At 68.2% G+C, this 21004-nt stretch carries 17 protein-coding genes, 1 tRNA gene and 1 pseudogene; 2 read left to right on the forward strand and 17 right to left on the reverse strand.

All coding sequences use genetic code 11. The features are described from left to right. Positions 1–2 precede the first annotated feature (2 nt). Entirely contained in the window at positions 3–1481 is a 1479-nt protein-coding gene (gene selA, locus C1A15_RS10980) for an L-seryl-tRNA(Sec) selenium transferase (protein WP_101722608.1), read from the forward strand. After that, the gene (selB, locus tag C1A15_RS10985) at positions 1478–3415 is read left to right on the forward strand and encodes a selenocysteine-specific translation elongation factor (protein WP_101722609.1); all 1938 of its coding nucleotides are present in this window, start codon (positions 1478–1480) and stop codon (positions 3413–3415) included. The genes selA and selB overlap by 4 nt, the downstream gene beginning before the upstream one ends. 64 nt (positions 3416–3479) lie before the next feature. Here selB and C1A15_RS17030 read toward each other — a convergent pair. The 17 genes and pseudogenes from C1A15_RS17030 to C1A15_RS11065 all read right to left on the reverse strand — a co-directional run bounded on the left by C1A15_RS17030 (position 3480) and on the right by C1A15_RS11065 (position 20989). Next, positions 3480–3576: transfer RNA gene (locus C1A15_RS17030), tRNA-Sec, on the reverse strand. A 776-nt stretch (positions 3577–4352) separates the two neighbouring features. Further along, positions 4353–5291, reverse strand: a complete 939-nt coding sequence (gene amrS, locus C1A15_RS10990) for an AmmeMemoRadiSam system radical SAM enzyme (protein ID WP_101722610.1) — start codon at positions 5289–5291, stop codon at positions 4353–4355. Further along, on the reverse strand, positions 5260–6684 hold the full coding sequence (amrA, locus tag C1A15_RS10995; protein ID WP_101722611.1) for an AmmeMemoRadiSam system protein A: 1425 nt from the start codon (positions 6682–6684) through the stop codon (positions 5260–5262). Before amrA ends, amrS begins: the two co-directional genes overlap by 32 nt. A gap of 157 nt (positions 6685–6841) precedes the next feature. Next, positions 6842–7564 carry a LytR/AlgR family response regulator transcription factor gene (locus C1A15_RS11000; protein WP_180953077.1) on the reverse strand — a complete coding sequence of 241 codons (723 nt, stop codon included), beginning with the start codon at positions 7562–7564 and terminating at the stop codon, positions 6842–6844. 152 nt (positions 7565–7716) lie between these two features. Beyond that, positions 7717–9108, reverse strand: coding sequence for an APC family permease (locus tag C1A15_RS11005; protein ID WP_101722613.1), 1392 nt, complete (start codon positions 9106–9108; stop codon positions 7717–7719). 204 nt (positions 9109–9312) lie between these two features. Next, entirely contained in the window at positions 9313–10173 is an 861-nt protein-coding gene (locus tag C1A15_RS11010) for an aldo/keto reductase (protein WP_101722614.1), read from the reverse strand. Between the two features lie 468 nt (positions 10174–10641). Continuing rightward, positions 10642–10926 (reverse strand): annotated as a pseudogene (locus tag C1A15_RS11015) (peptide chain release factor-like protein); the annotation flags it as partial. Positions 10927–11063: 137 nt separating this feature from the next. Further along, positions 11064–12737: an AMP-binding protein gene (locus C1A15_RS11020; protein WP_101722616.1), complete on the reverse strand. Its 1674-nt coding sequence runs from the start codon at positions 12735–12737 to the stop codon at positions 11064–11066. A 12-nt stretch (positions 12738–12749) separates the two neighbouring features. Continuing rightward, positions 12750–13301, reverse strand: a complete 552-nt coding sequence (locus C1A15_RS11025) for a helix-turn-helix domain-containing protein (RefSeq protein WP_021409396.1) — start codon at positions 13299–13301, stop codon at positions 12750–12752. A gap of 189 nt (positions 13302–13490) precedes the next feature. Next, the gene (locus tag C1A15_RS11030) at positions 13491–14027 is read right to left on the reverse strand and encodes a 2-oxoacid:ferredoxin oxidoreductase subunit gamma family protein (protein WP_101722617.1); all 537 of its coding nucleotides are present in this window, start codon (positions 14025–14027) and stop codon (positions 13491–13493) included. Then, a complete protein-coding gene (locus tag C1A15_RS11035; protein ID WP_101722618.1) occupies positions 14024–14872 on the reverse strand; it encodes a thiamine pyrophosphate-dependent enzyme in 849 nt (282 codons plus the stop codon). Before C1A15_RS11035 ends, C1A15_RS11030 begins: the two co-directional genes overlap by 4 nt. 3 nt (positions 14873–14875) lie before the next feature. Next, a complete protein-coding gene (locus tag C1A15_RS11040; protein WP_101722619.1) occupies positions 14876–15958 on the reverse strand; it encodes a 3-methyl-2-oxobutanoate dehydrogenase subunit VorB in 1083 nt (360 codons plus the stop codon). 3 nt (positions 15959–15961) lie between these two features. Then, positions 15962–16168 carry a 4Fe-4S binding protein gene (locus tag C1A15_RS11045; RefSeq protein WP_101722620.1) on the reverse strand — a complete coding sequence of 69 codons (207 nt, stop codon included), beginning with the start codon at positions 16166–16168 and terminating at the stop codon, positions 15962–15964. 72 nt (positions 16169–16240) lie between these two features. Further along, entirely contained in the window at positions 16241–17005 is a 765-nt protein-coding gene (locus C1A15_RS11050) for a nucleotide-binding protein (protein ID WP_101722621.1), read from the reverse strand. Further along, positions 17005–18783, reverse strand: coding sequence for an AMP-binding protein (locus C1A15_RS11055; protein WP_101722622.1), 1779 nt, complete (start codon positions 18781–18783; stop codon positions 17005–17007). Before C1A15_RS11055 ends, C1A15_RS11050 begins: the two co-directional genes overlap by 1 nt. Positions 18784–18909: 126 nt before the next feature. Then, positions 18910–19491 (reverse strand): helix-turn-helix domain-containing protein, encoded by a 582-nt coding sequence (locus tag C1A15_RS11060; RefSeq protein ID WP_101722623.1) that lies wholly within the window; start codon positions 19489–19491, stop codon positions 18910–18912. A 172-nt stretch (positions 19492–19663) separates the two neighbouring features. Then, positions 19664–20989, reverse strand: coding sequence for a coproporphyrinogen III oxidase family protein (locus tag C1A15_RS11065; protein ID WP_101722624.1), 1326 nt, complete (start codon positions 20987–20989; stop codon positions 19664–19666). Positions 20990–21004 lie beyond the last annotated feature (15 nt).

Genomic DNA, 21004 nt, shown 5'->3' on the forward strand with positions numbered 1-21004 from the left:
TTATGGCGAATCCGTCACGCACCGACCTGCTCCGCGCGCTCCCGCAGGTGGAGGAAATGCTCCAGCTGCCCGAGGTGAGCGCGCTTCTGTCGCTCGTTCCCCGCAGCGTGCTCGCCGACTGCGTGCGCGAGGCCGTCGACGAGCTGCGCCAGGCGGTGCTCGCCGACGCCTGCGACGAGGTGGACGTCCATGCGCTGGCCGACGCCGTGCGCGCCCGTGCGCTGGCCAAGGCGCGGCCCTCGCTGCGCCGCGTGATCAACGCCACCGGCATCGTCGTGCACACGAACCTCGGGCGCAGCCCGCTGGCCGACGAGGCCGTGCGCGCCGTGGAGGACGTTGCGCGCGGCTACTCCACGCTGGAGTACGACACCGAGGCCATGGCGCGCGGCAGCCGCCACGACCATGTCGAGCGCCTCGTGTGCACGCTCACCGGCGCCGAGGCGGCGCTGGCCGTGAACAACAACGCGGCGGCCGTCATGATGGTGCTCCACGAGTTCGCGCGCGGCCACGAGGCGGTCGTGTCGCGCGGCGAGCTCGTGGAGATCGGCGGGTCGTTCCGCATCCCCGACATCATGGAGCTGTCGCAGGCCCGCATGGTAGAGGTGGGCACCACGAACAAGACGCACGCCGTGGATTACGAGCGGGCCATCGGCGCCGACACCTCGATGGTGCTCAAGGTGCATCCCTCCAACTACCGCGTGGTGGGCTTCACCGAAGGCGTGGCCGCAGGCGATTTGCGCGCGCTGGCCGACGCCGAGAACGCGCGCCGCGCCGCAGCCGGCGAGCCGGGCGCGGGCGAGCTGCTCGTGTACGAGGACCAGGGGTCGGGCGCGTTTCTGAACCTCGAGGCGTTCGGGGCGTACGCCGAGCCCACCGTCGCCGAGTCGCTGCAGGCGGGCTGCGACCTCGTGTCGTTCTCGGGCGACAAGCTTTTGGGCGGGCCGCAGGCGGGCATCATCGTGGGCGCGAAGCGGTTCATCGACCGCCTGAAGAAGAACCCCTACGCCCGCGCCATGCGCCTCGACAAGATGACGCTGGCCGCGCTCGAGGCCACGCTGCGCCTCTACCTCGACCCTGCCGCAGCGCTCGAGCGCATCCCCGCGCTGCGCATGCTGTCCGAGTCGGGCGAGGCCGTGCGCGAGCGCGCCGAGCAGCTGGCAGCGGCCGTCGAGGCGGCGCTGCCCGCGGGCGCGGCGCGCGTCGGCGTCGTCCCGGAAACGGCGCGGGCGGGCGGCGGCGCGCTGCCGCTGTGCGACATCGAATCGCACGCAGTGCGCATCGAGTTTCTGCGCGGGGACGCACAGGGGTGCGAGACGTTCCTCGTCTCGCGGCGCGACGTGCCCGTGGTGGGCCGTATCAAGCACGACGCCGTGCTGCTGGACGCGCGCACCGTGGCCGAGGACGAGCTGGCCGAGGCTGCCGAGGCCGTGCGCGCCTACTTCGACGCGCTCGACGCCGAGGCCGAGAGGGGCCGGGCATGAGCGAGGCGACGCAGACCGACCTCGTGCTGGGCACGGCCGGCCACATCGACCACGGCAAGTCGTCGCTCGTGCTGGCGCTGACCGGCACCGACCCCGATCGTCTGGCCGAGGAGAAGCAGCGCGGCATCACCATCGAGCTGGGCTTCGCCCGCCTCGACCTGCCGGACGGCACGAAGCTCGGCGTGGTGGACGTGCCGGGCCACGAGCGGTTCGTGCGCCAGATGATCGCGGGGTCGACGGGCATCGACCTGGCGCTTCTGTGCATCGCCGTCGACGACGGCGTCATGCCGCAGACGGTGGAGCACCTCGCCGTGCTCGAGCTGCTGGGCATCCGCACCTGCGTGGTGGCGCTCACGAAGACCGATCTCGTGGACGAGGAATGGGCGCTGTTCATGGCCGAGGAGGTGCGGGGGCGCCTGGCGGGCACGCCCTACGCCGAAGCCGAGATCGTCCCCGTGTCCAGCCGCACGGGCGCCGGCCTGCCCGAGCTGCGCTCGGCGCTCTCGCGCGCCGCGCGCACGACGCGCCGCGCGAAGGCGGGCACGCGCCTGCGCCTGCCCGTCGACCGCGTGTTCAGCATCAAGGGCGCCGGCACCGTGGTCACGGGCACCCTGTGGAGCGGGTCGGCGCAGGTGGGCGACGAGGTGGAGGTGCACCCCTCCGGCCTGCGCACGCGCGTGCGCAGCGTGCAGGTGCATGGCGCGCCCGTCGAGCGCGCCGAGGCCGGGCACCGCGTGGCCCTCAACCTGAACGCGGTGTCCGTCGACGAGGTGCGCCCCGGCGACTTCCTTGCCGCGCCGGGCGCCGCGAGCGCCACCGACCGCTTCGACGCATCGCTTTCCTACCTGGGCGTTCCCGGAAAGGGCAAGCCGCTCGCCAGCGGCGCGCGCGTGCACGTGGCGCACGGGACGCGCGAGGTGACGGGGCGCGTGCTGCTCATGGACGGCCGGGAATCGCTCGCCGCGGGCGAGCGCGCCTACGCGCAGGTCCGCCTCGACGAGCCGCTGCCCGTGGCCTGGCGCGACCGCTTCGTCGTGCGCTCGTACTCGCCGGTGCACGTCATCGGCGGCGGCGAGGTGCTGCGCGCCCGCCCGCGTCGCACCACCACGCTCGCGCCCGGGGCGGCCGAGCTGCTCGACGCGCTGCGCGCGGGAGACGAGGCGGCCGTGGCGCGATCCGCGTTCGCGTTGGCCGCCGCGCCCGTCACCGCCGCCGAGCTGGCCGCGCTTTCGGGGCTCGAGGAGGACGCGGCCGCGCGCGAGCTCGAGGCGCTGGCCGCGGGCAACGCCGCGGTGCGCCTCGGAGGCGACGGCGGGCGCGCGGTGCGCTACGCGGCGGCCTCCGTGCTGCAGAAGCAGCGCTCCGCAATCGAGAACGCGCTTTTGAAGTTCCACGCCGAGAACCCGTCGGCCACCGGCATCTCGAAGGACGCGCTGCGCGGGCGCTGCCTGCCGCGCCTGGACGCGAGCTGCTTCGACGTGCTGCTGGACGACGCCGTCGCCCGGGGCCTGGCCGTGGTTGACGGCGGCGAGGCGAGCCACCCGAAGGCGGGCGCCGGGGCGCGCAAGCTGGAGGAGCAGGCGGCGGCGCGGCTGCGCGAGACGCTGGCCGCCGCGGCAGGAGCGCCGCCTTCCACGAGCGAGCTCGTCGCGACGAGCGGCCTGGACGCCTCGCTCGTCCACCGCGTGCTGGGCGGCCTCGAGAAGCAGGGGCTCGTGCGCCGCATCGGCGCGGACTTCTACTTCGATGCGACGGCGCTCGCCGCCTTCGAGCAGGCCGTGCGCGCCCGCCTCGCCGATGGCCCCGCCACGGCGGCAGAGCTCAAGGACGCGATGGGCACGAGCAGGAAGTACGCCATCCCCCTGCTCGAGTTCTTTGACGCCCAAGCCGTCACCCGCCGAGAGGGGGACGTGCGCGTGCTGGGCGGAAGGTAGGACGCTTCCGTTCGGAGCGTTTCTCAGACGAAAAAAGCGCCCCTTCGGGGGCGCTTCGCGTATCTGGCGGAGATGTGTGCGAATCGAACACACCCGAGACGTTCTGCACGCCTCACAGCGGCTTTGAAGGCCGTGGGGCCCACCAGGACCCATCCATCTCCAATAAGAAGGTGCCGTCGGCACCGTTGATATAGTACCGCATTTGCCGGCGTCGCGGCCGCGCGTTCCGAAATGTTGCGAATCATTCAGCAATTCCCCAAAACCGCGAGCGCGCAGCGCAGGCCGGGTGCGCCACGGCTGGCGTAGCACGGGATCCTTCGGCTCGCTCGAATAACGAGTTGAACTGCGGTATGCCGCTCCATAGTAAACCACCGTTGACACGTACTGGCGTTCGCCCGCGAATCGGCTCAGCTGCTTGCGATCGGGCCCGATCGCAAGCCCTCCTTGCCGCTGCAGCATGCATGGGGGGGGGGGCGGCTCGACCCCGCCGGTCCCGGTATGGCCTGGCGTATGTCAACGGTGGTTTAACGTAGAGATTCTCGTTTCGCGGCCGTTTTCGACGGATATACGTCCCCGTTCAAAGCATCTCGCGGCGCGGGAAAATGCACCAAGCCGCTGAACTGGCCCTTTGAAAAACGTTCTCCTATGATCGGTACGCGCGTTCGAACGAAGCTCTTCCGAACGACGTATACCCGTCGAAAACGGCCACGACCGGAGGAACTCTATGTCGATGGTGGTTTAACGTAGGGGTATGCCGATGGTGGCAGGTTTCGACGTTTATCCGCCTTCGGGCGGGGCAACGGGAGGAGCATTCACCGCAAACCCTGGGGAAACGCCTGGTCGAGGGAGGGCCTTTTCGTCGTCTAGCGGCAGAAGCGGGAAAGCGATCGCGGTTTTCCGTCGAAACCTGCCAGAAGCGAGCGCCGCGCCCGTCCGCTCAGCAATTCCCCACGAGCACGTCGTCCAGGTGGCGGCGCGCCACGTCGGCGAGCGCGCGCAGGGCGGGCACGGGCGTCGGGGGCCGATCGAGCATGCGGTGGCAGGGAAAGAACCGCGTGAGATGGTACGGGATGCACGGATCGAGCGATGCCAGCCAGGCCGCCGCCGCGTCGATCTCGTCGGGATCGTCGTTGAGGCCGGGGATCACGAGGGTCGTCACCTCGAGATGACACGCCGGATCGGCGGCCAGCGTCTCGATGGTGCGCTTGACGGCGGTCAGATCGCCGCCCGCCAGGTCGTAGAACCCCTGCGTGAACCCCTTGAGGTCGATGTTGGCCGCGTCCACGACGCCGAGGAGCTCGGCGAGCGGCTCTTCGTTCACCATCCCGTTGCTCACCAGCACGTTCACGAGGCCCGCCTCGTGCGCGAGACGTCCCGCGTCGCGCACGTACTCGTAGCCCACGAGCGGCTCGTTGTAGGTGTAGGCGATGCCGACGCACCCGTCGTCGCACGCGCCGGCGGCCAGGCGCACCGCCTCCTCGGGGGAAAGCTCGCGCCATGCCGCATCGTCGGCCCCCGCGCACGCGATGCTCGCGTTCTGGCAGAACGGGCAGCGCAGGTTGCAGCCGTAGCTGCCCAGCGACAGCACCGTCGAGCCCGGGCGGAACCGCGCGAGCGGCTTTTTCTCCACCGGGTCGAGCGCGATCGAGGTGACGCGCCCGTAGTTCTCGTCCACCACGCGCCCGCCGCGCGCCACGCGCGCCCGGCAGATGCCGCGCGCTCCCTCGGCGAGCGTGCACGCGTGCGGGCACACGCCGCAGACGGCGCGCGGGGAAGCGCCCCAGAACCGCACGGGATCCTTCGACTCCGCGCTGTCCCTTCCGCTCGGGACGGCGCCCTTGCCGTCAGCCACGGCGCGCCTCTCCCCCGCGTTCATGGCGCACCACCTCGAACCGTTCGAGCTCCACGTCGTCGTCGAACAGGTCGATGCCGGCCTTGCGCTTCGCGATGTCCACCTGCTGCTGCGCCGAGTCCACGCCCTCGAGGTTCGGCAGCAGCAAACCGCGCTTCCACCCTTTCGTCACGATCACGCCGTAGCGCGCGGGATCGAGCTCGTCCACCGAGTCGATGGGCATGGGCGTGAGCAAGACGTCCACCGAGTACGACAGCGCATCCAGCTCTTCGGGCCGCACGGGCGGGAAGCGCGGGTCCTCGGAGGCCGCCGCCACGCCGTTGCGCACGATCTCGGCCGCCACGCTGCCGGTGACGGGAGCGACGGTGCCGATGCACCCGCGCAGCTCGCCGCGCTCGTGCAGCGACACGAACACGCCGGCTCGCTCGTCGGCCAGCTCGGGCGGCAGGTCGTCCGGCAGCGCGATGGGGCTTCTCGTGCGCACGAAGCCCTCGACGCTCGCCCGCGCCAGCGCCACGTACGGATCGACGCGCGCGCCGTCGGCCGCGGCGTCCTCGGCGTCGAGCGCGTCGGCGCGCTCGTCGATGCCCGAGCGCACGGCCCCGTCGCCGGATGCGCCCTGCACCTCGAAGGCGGCCACGGCGTAGCCCACGCCGAACGGCCCCTCGTAACTGAGCAGCTCGTGCGAGAACGGTCGGCCCTCCAGCGCGCCGGCCATGATCCAGAACGCCCGCAGACCGCATTCGGCCGCTTCCTCGGCGAACGCCTCGTCGATGTCGATCAACCCGTCCAGGTCGCCCGCATCGAACAGCGCGGTCACCGTACGGTCGAACACGGGTCCTTGCGGCGCATAGCCGTACGGGCCCTCGGCCGCCAGCTTGTGGGACAGATCGCCGCTCGCGACCAGCACGCAGGTGCGGTCGAGGTCGTCGGCCGCCTCGGCGATGCAGCGCCCCATGGCGAGATGCGTCTCGGGCGACAGGCCCGAAAGCCCGATGCGCACCACCTCGTAGCCGGTGTAGGCCTCGTTCACGAAATGCAGCGGCACGAAGGTGGCGTGATCGAGTTCGCCGTCGCGCATGCCGCTGCCGCACAGCGGCACCGTGTGCTTGCGCGCGCAGGCGGCTATGGAGGCGCCCATCGCGCCGTCGTAGGGCACGGTGACGGACGCGTCCCATGCCCCGAACCTTCCCATGTCGCCGTGCCCGGCCTCGCCGGTGGACACGTGGAAGCAGTCGCGGAACAGCGGCGCATGGGGCGAGACGACCACGATGGTATCGGGAGCGTGCGCGGCGATACGGCGCGCCACCTCGCGGTACGCGTCTACGGTGTCCTGGATGGCGCGCTCCTGCCCCCGACCCACAGCGGGCACGATGAGCGGCGGGTGCGGCACGGCGTACGCGGCGACGATTCCCATGAGAAACTCCCTTCCACGGCGTTGACCGAGAGCGCCCGAACGCGGGCGCGCATGCGTTTTCGGCCATTGTACACCGCCGTGCCCCGCCGCCGCGACGCCTGGCCGCCCATCCGGCACGCAAGCGTTGCCGGATGCACGCATCGGGCTCGCCCCCCCCCTACGCGCCCCCGCGCTTCTCGCACAAGGCGTCGACGAAGTACCGGTGATAGGCTTCGTGCATCTTGCGGCGCTCCTTCACGCGCACCGGCACGCACGTTCCGTCGCGCAGGACGAAATCGTCGTGCACGTCGGCGATGTAGTCCATGTTCACCAGGCAGCTGCGGTGGCAGCGCAGGAAACGAGGGTCGTCCAGATCCCGTTGCACGTCGTCGAGCTTCGCCAGCCCGCGATGGCAGGAACCGTCGGCGATATGCAGCAGCACCGCATGGTCGCGGCTTTCGAGGTACATGATGTCGCCGAAGGCGAAATAGCGCCGCGACGCGCCCACCCTGAACGCCAGTCGGGGCTTATGGGCCGGAAGGACCCGATCGAGGACGCGCTCGATGGCGGTCGGATCGAGCGGTTTCATCAGGTAGTCGGTTGCGCGCACCTCGTAGCTCTCCACCGCGTGCTCGCGCGAGACCGTGAGGAAGACGATGGGCACCGCCGCGTCCACGGCGCGCAACGCGCGAGCCGCCGACACGCCGTCCTCACCTTCGAGATAGACGTCGAGGAACACCAAATCGAAAGGCTCGCCCTCCGCCGCGGCGGCCACCAGGCGCTCGCCGGCGGTGTACTCCTGGTACCGCGCCCGAACGTTTCGCCCAGCCAGCGACCGGTCCAGCGCGCTGCGCAGACCGCTTCGAAGCGCTCCGTCATCATCGCAGATCGCTATCCTCAAACCGCAACCTCCTCGTGCATGCTTTCGTTTTTGACCGTGTTGATCTATTTTCCGACGAAGAGGGTGACGTTGTCTAGAACCGGTTACGACGCACAGCGCGCCGTTTTCGCAGCTGAGCAGTTCGACGGCTCCCACGATGCGCGCAGGTGCGCCTAGCCGTCCAGCTTCACGTCGCGCTTCAAACCGTAGTGCAGCACGAGGTAGTACACGATTCCCAAGGCCATCCAAACGAGGCCGAGCACCTTCGCCGGCACGTCGAGGCTCCACCACGTGTAGCCGATCACCGCGATGCCGCACAAAGGCGACAGCAGGTGTGCCACCCAGCGTCCGTCCCGCTTCTTGACGAAGAAGTACCCGATGACGGTGACGTGCAGCATGAGGAACGCCGTGAGCGCGCCGAAGTTCACGAACAGCGAGATGGTATCGGTGCCCAGCTGCCCGAACGTCAGCACGAGCACGAGCGTGAGCGCGCCCACGAACAGCGACGCGACGTAGGGCGTGCGGTACTTCGGGTGGACCTTGGCCAACGGCTTCGGCAGCCCGCCCGCGCGGCCCATGGCGAAGAGTATCCGCGACACGGCCGTCTGCGCGGCCAGCGCCGTGAAGATGCCCCAGGCCAGCGCCGTCGCCACCGCGCACACGACGTACAGCCAGCGCCCGCCCACGAGCTGCGCCACGAGGTAGAAGGCGTTGCTCGAATCGCCCGCGAACGCGGCGCCGTCGGGGCTGATGCAGCCGGCGATGTAGGTTTGCAGCACGAACAGGCTTCCCACGATGGCAAGCGACGCCATCATGGCGCGCCCCGGTCCGCGGCGGCCGTCCTTCGCCTCCTCCGACAAGGTCGCGATGCCGTCGAAGCCCAAAAACGACAGCACGCCCAGCGATACGGCGCTCATGACGAGGTTCGGATCGAACGTGGACGGGTTGAAGAAGGGATCGAGCGAGAAACCGTGCGATGCAGGATCGGTGAGCAGCCACCGGACGCCGAGCACGACGAAGATAAGCAGCACGAGGATCTCCAGCACGAGCGCGATGCGGTTCACGATGTCGGTGAGGCCGATGCCGCGCACGTTCACGAACGTGTTCGCCACCACGAACACCACGGCGAACGCCCATGCGGGCACCTCGGGCACGAGGCTTGAGAGCGCCGTCGAGGCCACCACGTACATGAGCAGGGGGATCAGCAGGTAGTCGAGCAGAAGCGTCCAGCCCGTCACGAAGCCGATGCCCTTGCCGAGGCCGCGCGAGGTGTAGGCGTACACCGATCCCGCCACGGGCCACTCGCGGATGAGCATGCCGTAGGACAGCGCCGTGAACACCATGGCCAGCGTGCCCACGAGGTACACGAGCGCAGGCATACCGCCCGAATCGCCGAACACGCCGCCGTAGATGCCCATCGGCGCGATCGGCACCATGAAGATGAGCCCGTACACGACCATGTCCGGCACGCTGAGCACGCGCGCGAGCTTCTGCTTGCCCGGCTTCCCGCCGGCGCTCGCATCAGACGAGGCGCGGTTCGCGCCGCTGTGAGCGTTATCGACCATGCTGATGCTCCTTATCGGGGGTCGCTTCGAGGCGCGCTCGGCGCGCTTGCGTCCAGACGTACCCGATACACCCTACGGGAGAACCCCGCCGGCGCATGCGGGGCCGCGCGGACCTTGCCAACGCGTTGCCCGCCCGTCGGCCATGCGTTGCGCTCCACTACAAGAGAAAGCCCGCATCAGCGGGCTTTCTACGGGTGCGTGCGCTTAGAAGTCGACGGTGTCGGGGTCGAGGCCGCTTTGGCCGAGCGGGTCCAGCTCGTCGATGCGTTGCAGGTCCTCGTCGGTGATGTTGAACCAGAAAATGCGCGCGTTCTCGGCGATGCGCGCCGGGTCCGTGGACTTGGGCAGCGGGATGGCGCGGCGCTGGAGGCACCAACGCAGGCACAGCTGCGCCACCGTGCAACCGTAGCTGGCCGCGATGTCGATGAGCAGCTGGTTCTCCAGCACGCGGCCCGAGCCGAGCGGCGACCAGGCCTCCACCACGATGTCGTGGCGGTTGCAGAACTCGCGCGTGACCTCCTGGTTGCAGCCGGGATGCAGCTCGATCTGATCCACCATCGGCAGGATGTCGGCAGCGTCCATGAGCGGCTCGAGGTGATGGGGCTTGAAGTTGCTCACGCCGATCGCGCGCACCTTCCCGTCGAGATACAGCGTCTCGAGCGCGCGCCACGTCTCCTGGTTCGTGCGCTGCCACTCCGATTCGGCGCCCTTCGCAGCGGGCCAATGGATGAGGTAGAGGTCGACGTAGTCGAGATGCAGCCTCGTGCGCGATTCCTCGAACGCCTTGAGCGTGGCGTCGTAGCCGCGATCGGTGTTCCACACCTTCGTGGTGACGAACATATCTTCGCGCGACACGCCGCCCGTGGCGAGCGCCTTGCCCACCGTGCCTTCGTTGTCGTAGGCTTGAGCCGTGTCGACGTGGCGATACCCGTCATGAAGCGCCTGATGAACGGCGTCGATTCCCACTTCCCCGTCGGGCATCTTCCACGTGCCGAACCCCAAACACGGAATGCCGTAGCCGTTTCGCAGGGTGATCCGGTCCTTCGGACTTTGCAAATCCGCCATGCGCGTGCTCCTTATCGCTGATACGCCGCCCGCAGACGACGCAAACCGTCATAACGAGTTCACGATACGCCCGAGCAGCGCCCGGTCACCGAACCGTCGCAGGTTCGTAGCAGGAGGGACACGCAAGCGTTACCCGTGGTAGTGTGCGGACGGCTTTCGCGCCTGCCCGGCCGCCGCGCGACCGCAACAGGGGGCGCACGCCAAAGAAACCCCCTCTTCTGGCAGAAAACGCGAGAAATTCGTCGTTTTTCCCCGCCGTTTCGGCCGGGGTGGCAGAGGGGCAACCGGCGCTGTTTCGTTTCGCCTGCTCAAAGAGGGGGCTTCGAAACCGCCCTGGACAAATCGTCGCTTGCGACGGTAGTGCGACGACGAATTTCTCGCGTTTTCTGCCACGAATCGCAGCTGCGAAGGCCCGGCCGTGCGAGAAAGCGGCATCCACGGCGGGCATGCGCCGACAGGCCGACCGCGCTACTCGTCGACGCGGCCGCGCTGGGACTTCGTCTGGGAGCGATGGCGCTTCTCGGCGAGGCGGCGCTCCTTGGAAGCGCGCGTCGCCTTCGTGGCCCGGCGCACCTTCGGCGGGACGGCCTTGCGCGCGAACTGGTCGCGCAGCTTCTGCACGCACAGCTGGCGGTTGCGGAACTGGCTGCGCGACTCGCGGGACGTCGCCGTCATGCCGCTGGGCACGTGCGTCATGCGCACCGCCGAGTCGGTGGTGTTCACGCACTGCCCGCCCGGGCCGCTCGCGCGGAACGCCTGCACGTCGCAATCGCGCGCGATCTCCTCGAGCGATTGGCGCGCCCAACGGGCGTAGTCGCGATATGTCGGCTCATGCGGGTCCATGAGCTGACATGATAGCACGATCCCCGCGCCCGCGTCGGCGCGCCCCGTTAATCCTCGATGCCGTCCTGGTTGCGGATGAGCTTGCGCTTGATCTTGCCGCCGATGGTCTTCGGCAGCTCGTCCACGAACTCGACGATGCGGGGGTACTTATACGGCGCCGTCGTCTTCTTCACGTGGTTCTGCAGCTCTTTGACCAGCTCATCGGAGGGTTCCCAGCCCTTTGCCAGCACGATCGTGGCCTTCACCACTTTGCCGCGGATGGGGTCGGGCGCGGCCGTGACCGCGCACTCCACCACGGCGTCGTGCTCGATGAGCGCGCTCTCCACCTCGAAGGGGCCGATGCGGTAGCCCGAGCACTTGATGACGTCGTCGTTGCGGCCCACGAAGAAGCAGTAGCCGTCCGAGTCGCGCCACGCCATGTCGTGCAGGTTGTAGTATTCCCCGCCCACGGCCTCGCGCGTGCGCTCCGGCTCGCGGTAGTAGCCCGTGAACAGGCCCGGCGGGTACGCCTCCTTGAGGCCCGTGACGCAGATGGCGCCCTCCTCGCCGTCGGGCACCTCGTTGCCGTCGTCGTCGAGCAGCTTGATGTTGAGCAGCGGCGAGGGCTTGCCCATGGAGCCCGGGCGCGGGTCGACCCACGGGAAGGTGGCCAGCAGCACGGGGCCCTCGGTCTGCCCGAAGCCCTCGCGGATGTTCTTGCCGGTCAAACGCTTCCACGCGATGGTGACCTCGGCGTTGAGCGGCTCGCCCGCCGTGGCGAAGTTGTGCACGCTCGACAGGTCGTAGGCGCTCACGTCCTCCTGCAGCATGAAGCGGTACATCGTCGGCGGCGCGCAGAACGTGGTCAGCCGGTAGTCCTGGATCTTCTGCAACAGCTTCGTGGGCACGAACTTGTCCATGTCGTAGGCGAAGACGGTGGCACCGGCGATCCACTGGCCGTAGATCTTGCCCCAGCCGAACTTCGCCCAGCCGCTGTCGGTCACGCTCATGTGCAGCGCGTCCTCCTCCACCTGCTGCCAGTACTTCGCCGTGATGATATGGCCCAGCGGATGCGCGAAGTTGTGGCACACGGCCTTCGCCATGCCGGTGGTGCCCGACGTGAAGTAGATGAGCATGGTGTCCTTGCTCGTGACGCCGGCAGGGCCGCACGGGCGCTCGAACTCGTCCGACTCGCCCTCGATCAGCTCGTCGAACGGCGTCCAGCCCTCGCGCTCGCCCGCAACGATGATGCGGTTCTCGATGGACGGCGATTCGGGCAGCGCAAGCTCCATCTGGCCGCACACGTAGTCGTCGTCGACGCAGACGACGGCCTTCACGCTCGCGCTGTCGGCGCGGTAGACGATGTCCTTCTTCGTCAGCTGTAACGACGCCGGGATGATGGTGGCGCCCAGCTTGCACAGCGCCACGGCGCACACCCAATACTCCCAGCGGCGACGCAGGATCATCATGACCACGTCGCCCTTGCCGATGCCGAGCTTGCGAAATGCGTTGGCCGCCTGGTTCGACAGGCGCGACAGGTCGGTGAACGTGAAGGTGCGCTCCTCGTCGTGGTCGTCGCACCACACGAGCGCGCGCTTCTCGGGCTCGACGCGCGCCCACTCGTCGACGACGTCGAAGCCGAAGTTGAACGCCTCAGGCACGTCGATGCGGAAGTTCTCGAAGAAGTCCTCGTAGGAGTCGAACTCGATGCGGGGGCAGTATTTTTTCAGGATATGGTTCACGGGTCGCGCTTCCTACTCTGCGATGATGGTCACGAATTTCGCGGGCACGTCGCCGCCGCAGCGTTGGCCGTGCGGGTGCTCGGGGTTGAAGTAGATGCTGTCGCCGGCGTTGAGCTCGAACTCCTTGTCCGCCCAGGTGACCACGACGGTGCCCTCGATGACGAGGTTGAACTCCTGGCCTGTGTGGGTGACGAGCTTCGCCGGCTCGTCGGACGGGTCGAGCACCACGAGCAGCGGCTGCATGATCTTGCCGGTGTAGCGCCACGCGAGGTCCTCGAAGTGGTAGCCCGGATAGCGGTCCACCTCGCGCCCCTCGCCCCAGCGCACCACCTGGTACGTGTCGAGCTTCGCCGCGGTTCCGGTGAGGATCTCGGTGAACTCCACGCCGAAGTGGTGGGCCATGTGGTAGATGGCCGAGATGGGAACGTCGTCGCCGGTCTCCTCCCAGCGTACGTAGGTTTCCAGCGGCACCTCCAGCTCGGCCGCCATGTCCTCGCGCGAGACGTCGCACGCCTCGCGCAGACCCTTGATGCGCAGGCCGATCTCGGCCAGTTCAGCTACCATGCGAATCCTACACTTTCTATCGCGTACATTTCCAAATCGGTCAGCGAGGCTTTCCGTGGTGCCCGAGATTGGCGTGAAAGCCCGAGGAAGCGCGCCTCGGGCACGCGACGAGGGCTTGGAGCGCCAAGCTCGAGCGCCACGGACGGCCGCAGCGTCGGCATGTTCCGCCGTTCGAAGAACGGCGGAACCCTATGCGTCGATTCCCAGTTGCAGCGCCCGCTTGTTCATGTCGAGCATCTCCGCCTTCTTGGCGGGCACGCACTTCTCGATGGCCTTCCACAGGGTCGCTTCCTCGCAGAAGCCCGTCTCGGCGAACAGCTTGCCGGCCAGGATGATGTTCGCGAGCTTCTTGAAGCCCGCCTCCTCGGCCATGGCCGTCGCGGGGATGGCGCACATGCGCACGCCCTCGATCTCGGGGATGCGCTGGATGAGCGTGGAGTCGGCCACCACGACGCCGCCCTTCGCCACGCTGTGCTCGAACTTGTCGAGCGACGGCTGGTTCATGGCCACGAGCACGTCGGGCTCCAGCACGAGGGGGCTTCCGATGGGGTCGTCCGACACGCACACGCTGCAGTTCGCGGTGCCGCCGCGCATCTCGGGACCGTAGGAGGGCAGCCACGACACCTCGCGGTCCTCCAACAGGCCGGCGTAGGCGATCAGCTTGCCGGCGAACAGCACGCCCTGGCCGCCGAAGCCGGCCAGCACCATATTGACGGAGCGGCTCATCGCGCGCCTCCTTCCGCCTGCGGGGCAGGGTTCGCAATGGGGCAGTCGGCGTTGCGCGCGGCGGCGGCCTCGGCCGCGTTCGCGTAGCCCTCGGCCACCACGTCCTTGTAGACGCCCAACGGGTAGTACGGCAGCATGTTCTCGTTCATCCACGCGAAGGAGTCCTGCGGCGTCATGCCCCAGTTCGTCGGGCACGTGCCCACGATCTCGACGAGCGAGTAGCCGCGCCCGTCGATCTGGGTCTGGAACGCCTTCTTGATGGCCTTTTTCGCCTTGCGCACGTTCTTCGGGCAGTCGACGGTGACGCGCTCCAGGTACGCCACGCCGTCGAGCGAGCTCAGAAGCTCGCACACGCGGATGGGGAAGCCGGCCGTCTCGGTGTCGCGGCCGTAGGGGCTCGTCTGCGTCACCTGGTTCGGCAGGCTCGTGGGGGCCATCTGGCCGCCCGTCATGCCGTAGATGGCGTTGTTGACGAAGATGACGGTGATGTTCTCGCCGCGGGTGGCAGCGTGCACGGTCTCGGCCATGCCGATGGACGCGAGGTCGCCGTCGCCCTGGTAGGCGAACACGACGCCGCCGGGCAGCACGCGCTTGACGGCGGTGGCCACCGCCGGCGCGCGCCCGTGCGCGGCCTCGATCATGTCGCAGCCGTAGAAGTCGTAGGACGTGACGGTGCAGCCGACGGGGGCCACGCCCACCGTGGAGCCTTCCACGTCCAGCTCGTCGAGGCACTCGGCCACGAGGCGGTTGACGATGCCGTGGGAGCACCCGGGGCAGTAGTTCGTCACGACGGGCAAGAGCGCATGGGGTCGTTCGAACACGACTTTCATTTCCTTCTCGGCCATGGCCTACTCCCCTCCTTTCGCGGACGCAGCGAGTTCTTCGTTCATCGATTCCAGCTTGGCCAGCACCTCCACGGGCGTCGGGATGACGCCGCCGGTGCGGCCGTAGAACTCCACCGGACGGCGGCCGGCGACGGTCAGGCGCACGTCGTCCACCATCTGGCCCATGTTCATCTCCACCGACAGGTACGCCTTCGCGGTGGGAACCGTGGCCTCGATGGCGTCCACGGGGAACGGCCACAGGGTGATGGGCCGGATGAGGCCGGCCTTGATGCCCTGCTCGCGCGCCGCGACCACCGCGCTGCGCGCCACGCGGGCGCTCGCGCCGAACGCGACGACCACGATGTCGGCATCGTCGCACATGAACGACTCGGCGCGCTGCTCGTCGCGCTCGATGGCGGCGTAGCGCTCGTAGCGCTCCACGTTGAGGTCCTCGAGGGCCTCGGCCGTCAGGTACAGCGAGTTCACCACGTTGTGGGCGCGCTCGTGCCGGTGGCCGTTCGTGGCCCAGGGCTTGTCGGGAAGCGCGTCCACGGGCTCGGGCATGACCACGGGCTCCATCATCTGGCCGAGCATGCCGTCGGCAAGGATCATGACGGGCGTGCGGTACTTGTCGGCCACGTCGAACGCGGAGTACACGTAGTCGGCCATCTCCTGCACGGTGGACGGCGCGTACACGACCACGCGGAAGTCGCCGTGGCCGAGCGCGCGGGTGGCCTGCCAGTAATCGGCCTGGGACGGCTGGATGCCGCCGAGGCCCGGGCCGCCGCGCTGCACGTTGATGATGACGCCCGGCAGGTCGGCGCCGGCCATGTAGGAGATGCCCTCGCCCTTGAGCGAGATGCCCGGCGACGACGACGACGTCATGACGCGCGCGCCGGCGGCCGCGGCGCCGTACACCATGTTGATGGCCGCGATCTCGCTCTCTGCCTGCAGGAAGGTGCCGCCCACCTTCGGCATGCGCTTGGACATGTATGCCGCGAGCTCGGTCTGCGGCGTGATGGGGTAGCCGAAGAAGAAGCGGCAGCCGGCGCGCAGGGCGCTCTCCGCCAAAGCCTCGTTACCCTTCATGAGCACTTTCTCTGCCATGGTCTACCTCTCTACCGTGATCGCAACGTCAGGGCACATCGTCGCGCAAGACATGCAGCCCGTGCACGCGTCCATGTCGGTGCAGTACGCGGGGTGGTAGCCCTTCGCGGTGATTTTGTCGTGGTCGAGCGCCATGATCTGCTCGGGGCATGCGTCAACGCACAGGCCGCACCCCTTGCAGAAGGAGTCGTCTACGCTGATTCTCGCCATGATTCGCCTTCCTCGTCTCGTCTGAATGCATGAACGGCCGGACGAAAAGCGTCCGGCACGCAGCTCTCTTGCCTATTCCCAGGGAGTTCTTACATATACTTGCACAGGATAGTACGTTTGCCGATCCCCATTCGGCGCGCGGTGGGTAGTTTCCCGGTCGGCGACCTGCTGGGCCAGCGCAGCGGGCACGGTCGTACACGCCAGGGGCAGCCCGGCCGCCTGCGCGACGGCGCGCGCGAACGGCACGCCCTGCTCCACCACCGCCTCGTCGGTGTCGCCCTGCAAGTGCGTGTTGTTCACGACGCACGTGGCCCCGAGGCCCGACTTCAGCTCGATCTCGCGCAGCACCTCGACGGCCTCGCCCGGCTCCTGCGTGAGGTTGCGGCTGCGGTTCACCACGTACAGCATGGCGTAGGGGGCCTGCGACACCGTGCGCGCGAAGCGGCCGAGCGCCGTCGCGCCCACGTCGTCGCCGCCCGCGTCGATCACGACGAGCGGGCGTTCGTCGCCCGTGCGCCAGGCGCGCTGCGCGCCGTCGATGGCCGGCTCGATGGTGCCCGACAGGCTGGGCCCGTCGAGGTTCGTGCCCGCGAACACGGGCGCGACGAGGCGGATGCCGCGCTCGTCGAGCAGCGCGCGGTAGTCGCTCGAGCGGAAGAAGGGGTTCACCACGTCCAGGTCGATCACCGTGACCGCGCGCCCCGCCTCGGCCGCGTCGAGCGCGACGTTGAGCGACAGGTTCGTCTTGCCCACCCCGTAATGGCCGCATACCACGGCCACGGGCACGTCGAGGGCGAGCGGGCCGCGCGCGGAGCGCTCCGGGTCGTCGGCCGCCATCACACGAGCCCTTCGGGCGCCGCGGCGGCCTCGTCCGTCTCGCGGATTGCCGCGCGGCGGATCTTGCCGTTCACGGTTTTCGGCAGCGCCTCGACGTACTCCACGATGCGGGGGTACTTGTACGGCGCGGTCTTGTGCTTCACCCAGGTCTGCAGCTCGCGCGTGAGCTCGGAGGAGCCCGCGAAGCCCTCGGCCAGCACGATGGTGGCCTTCACGGCCTTGCCGCGCGTGGGGTCGGGCACGCCGGTGACGGCGCACTCGCGCACCGCCTCGTGCTCGAGCAGGACGCTCTCGATCTCGAAGGGGCCGATGCGGTAGCCGCTCGACTTGATGACGTCGTCGTTGCGGCCGACGTACCAGAAGTAGCCGTCCTCGTCGCACCAGGCCGTGTCGCCGGTATGGTACCAGCCGCACGTCATGGCGGCCGCGGTCTTCTCGGGATCGCGGTAGTACTCCAGCATGATGCCGGCGGCCTTCTCGTGGATGTCGATGCACACCTCGCCCGTCTCGCCTACGGCGCAGCGGGTGCCGTCGTCGCGCTGGATCTCCACGTTGTACAGCGGCACCGGCTTGCCCATGGAGCCGGGGCGCGGAGTGGAGTTCGTGAGGTTCGCGATGGTGAGCGGCGTCTCGGTCTGCCCGAACCCTTCGTAGATGGTGAGCCCCGTGTGCTCCTTCCAGAAGTCGAACAGGTCGGGATTCAGCGCCTCGCCCGCCGTCGTGGAGTACACGAGCGTGCTCAGGTCGAAGGCGTCGATGTCCTCGGTCATCATCATGCGGTACATCGTGGGCGGGCAGCACAGCGTGGTGATGCCGTAGCGCCCGATGAGCGACAGGATGTCGGAGGGGCGGAAGCGGTCGTAGTCGTACGTGAACACGCACGCCTCCATGAGCCACTGGCCGTAGTACTTGCCCCACACGGCCTTGCCCCACCCCGTGTCGGCGATGGTGAAGTGCAGGCCGTCGGGCTCCACGTTGTGCCAGTGCTTGGCCGTCACGAGGTGCGCGATGGCGTACTCGGAATCGTGCAGCACCATCTTGGGGTTGCCCGACGTGCCGGACGAGAAGTACATGAGCATGGGGTCGGCGGCGGCCGTCTCGCGACGCTCGAAGTCCTCGGAGGCGGCGCGCACGCCCGCGTTGAAGTCGAGCCAGCCGTCGCGCTCGGCCGAAGCCGCGCACACGCCCTCGGGGCCGGACAAGGCGGGCCCGATGAGCTCGCCTTCGGGCAGCACGATGGCGCCGTGCTCGTCTTCGGGCGACAGCCCGCCGCCCGCGCCGTTCACGAGGATGCGGCATGCCAGCGTGGGGCACGCCCCCGCCACGTTGTCCACCACGTCGGCGATGTCGCCGAGCGACGTGGCGATGACGGCCTTGATGGAGGCGCCGTTCAGGCGGTACTCCAGGTCGTGCTCCTTGAGCATGAACGTGGCGGGCACCATGACGGCGCCCAGCTTCGCGAGCGCGGTGGCCACGAACCAGAACTGGTAGTGGCGACGCAGGATGACCATGACCATGTCGCCGCGCCCGACGCCCGCCTCGGCCAGGAAGCTCGCCGTCTTGTCCGACCAGCGCTTCATGTCGGCGAAGGTGAACACGTGCTCCTCGCCTTCGGGGTTGCACCACACCATGGCGCGCCGATCGGGATCGTTCACGGCGATGTCGTCGACCACGTCGTAGCCGAAGTTGAAGTCGGCCGGGCAGTTCACCTCGAACGAGGCGAGCACCCCGTCCTCGTCGTAGGATTCGTTCACGTAACGGAGGTTGATGTTTCTCATGATGATGTCTTTCTGGGGAATCGATGCGGCGGGAACTATCCGCCGCGAGACGGATGGGATCATCGAATGCGAGGCGCATGCGCCCGGGTTCCGCGCGGTTGGACGCCGCGCGCCGGGGAGCAGCGCCTAGATAATCTCCCCGTTCGGCTTCATGACGACCGCGAGGAACGTGCACGGCTCGCCGCCGGTGGCGATCATGCCGTGGCCGCGGCTGGAATCGTACATGAGCAGGTCGCCCGCCTCGAGCTCCTCGACGTGGTCCTCGTAGGCGAAGCGCATGCGGCCCGAGATGATGTAGTCGAGCTCCTGGCCCTTGTGGTAGGACAGGTGGATGGGCTCGCTCTGCTCCTCCTCCAGGTACGGCGCCGTCACCAGGAAGGGCTCGGCCAGCTTGTTCTTGAAGTGCGGGGCCTTGTGCAGGTACTCGAAGCCCGCACGGCGCTTGATGGACAGCCCCTCGGCGGCGCGCGTCAGCGAATAGCCCGAAAGATGCGGGTCCTCGCCGGTCAAAAGCTCGATGACGTCGACGCCCAAGCGCTGCGCGCACTTGTACAGAAACGTGAACGACAGGTCCTGCCGCCCCGATTCCTGCGCGGCGTACTCGGCCACCGAGCGGCCCGTCGCGTCTGCCATCTCCTGCATGGTGATGTCGAGGTCTTCGCGCAGCGCCCGAATACGTCCAGCCACCTCTTCGATGTTCGGCTCCATGCTCGCTTGACCTCCTTCTTGTATGTTGTCGGAATAAAAGTCTACCTATTGTATAGCAAACCGCTTCGATTCATACGATGACGAAATCATTTGGAAACAAAAAAGCGGCCCGGTGGTTCCGGGCCGCCTGCCATGGGCGTCGGTTCGCGCGTCGTCGACGCGCGCGGGCTCCCTACGCGGGGACGCCCTCGCCGAACAAGAGCTCGCGCTCCGGGCCCGTCAGCGCGGCGCGCGCCTGGTCGCGCAGGTTGTTCATGCCGCTGAGGAACTGGCGGTACATGACGACGACCAGGTAGCGGCCCTTCGGCGTGAGCGTCAGCTCGTCGGCGTTGTCCGTGGCGAACGCCCCGTTCAAGCGCATGAACGCCATCTCCATGGGAAGGCCGCGCTCGATGGTGCAGCCGAAATCGCGCGCGAAGGCCCGCTTGTCGAGGCGCAGCTTGTACAGATCGAGCAGGAACCGGTAGCGCATGAGGTCGGGCTTGCTCATCACCGTCTTGCCCATGATGGACATGCGCCCGCTCTCGATGGCGGCGTTGTAGTCCTTGATGCTGAAGTTGTTGACGTACAGACAGCCGTTCAGGTGCGTGATGGAGCCGCTGCCGATGGCCGGGTACTCGTCGTAGTTCACCTGGTACTCGTCGATCTGCGGCGCGTCGACCGGCTTCTCGCCCTCGCCGTCGCGCGTGAACGTCCACAGCGTGGTGCGGTCGAACAGGGGGTCGTCGCCGCCGGCCAGCACCCCGTCGATGATCTGGTAGTAGCGGTACTCGCGCTCGTAGTCCATCTTGCCCAGCACCGACACCATCTTGCGCGTGGTGGCCGACGACACGTACAGCGGCGAGAACGTGGTCTGACGGCAGCCGGACAGCACGATCTTCTCGAGGTCGGCCATCAGCACGTCCTCGGTCTGCGAGGGGAAGTTGAAGATCATGTCCACGTTGAGCGAGTCGAAGTACGGCTCGGCCTCGGCGATGCGCTCGAGGATCTCGTCGCCGCTGCCGTACTTCTCGTAGCGGTCCATCTGCTTGAGCAGGTCGTCGTCGAAGCTCTGCACGCCTACGGACAGGCGCTGCACGCGGCCGTGCAGCTTGTCGAGCCACGGCTGCGTCAGGTGGTTCGGGTTGGTCTCGGAAGCCACTTCCCTGATGCTGAAGTTGTCGCGAGCCATATCGAGGGTCTCGCACAGCTCGTCGATCATGACGGTGGGCGTGCCGCCGCCCACGTAGATGCTCTCGAAGTCGTAGCCCAAATCCTTGAGCATCATCATTTCCTTGCGCATGTTCGCGAAGTAGGGCGCGGCCACCTCGGCACGGAACGGGTAGCGGTTGAAGCTGCAGTAGGGGCAGAGCCGTTCGCAGAAGGGCACGTGCATGTACAGCATGTACTTCTGCCCGGGGTTCGCGGGCGGCATCATGGTCTCGTCGGTCGGCCGCAGGGTCAACTCGCGTTTGGTCATGGTATGGATCAGGCGCGAAAGCATGCGCTCGGAAAGCATAGGGTCTCCTTTTCG

Source organism: Eggerthella timonensis, assembly GCF_900184265.1.
In the GTDB taxonomy this organism is placed as follows: domain Bacteria; phylum Actinomycetota; class Coriobacteriia; order Coriobacteriales; family Eggerthellaceae; genus Eggerthella; species Eggerthella timonensis.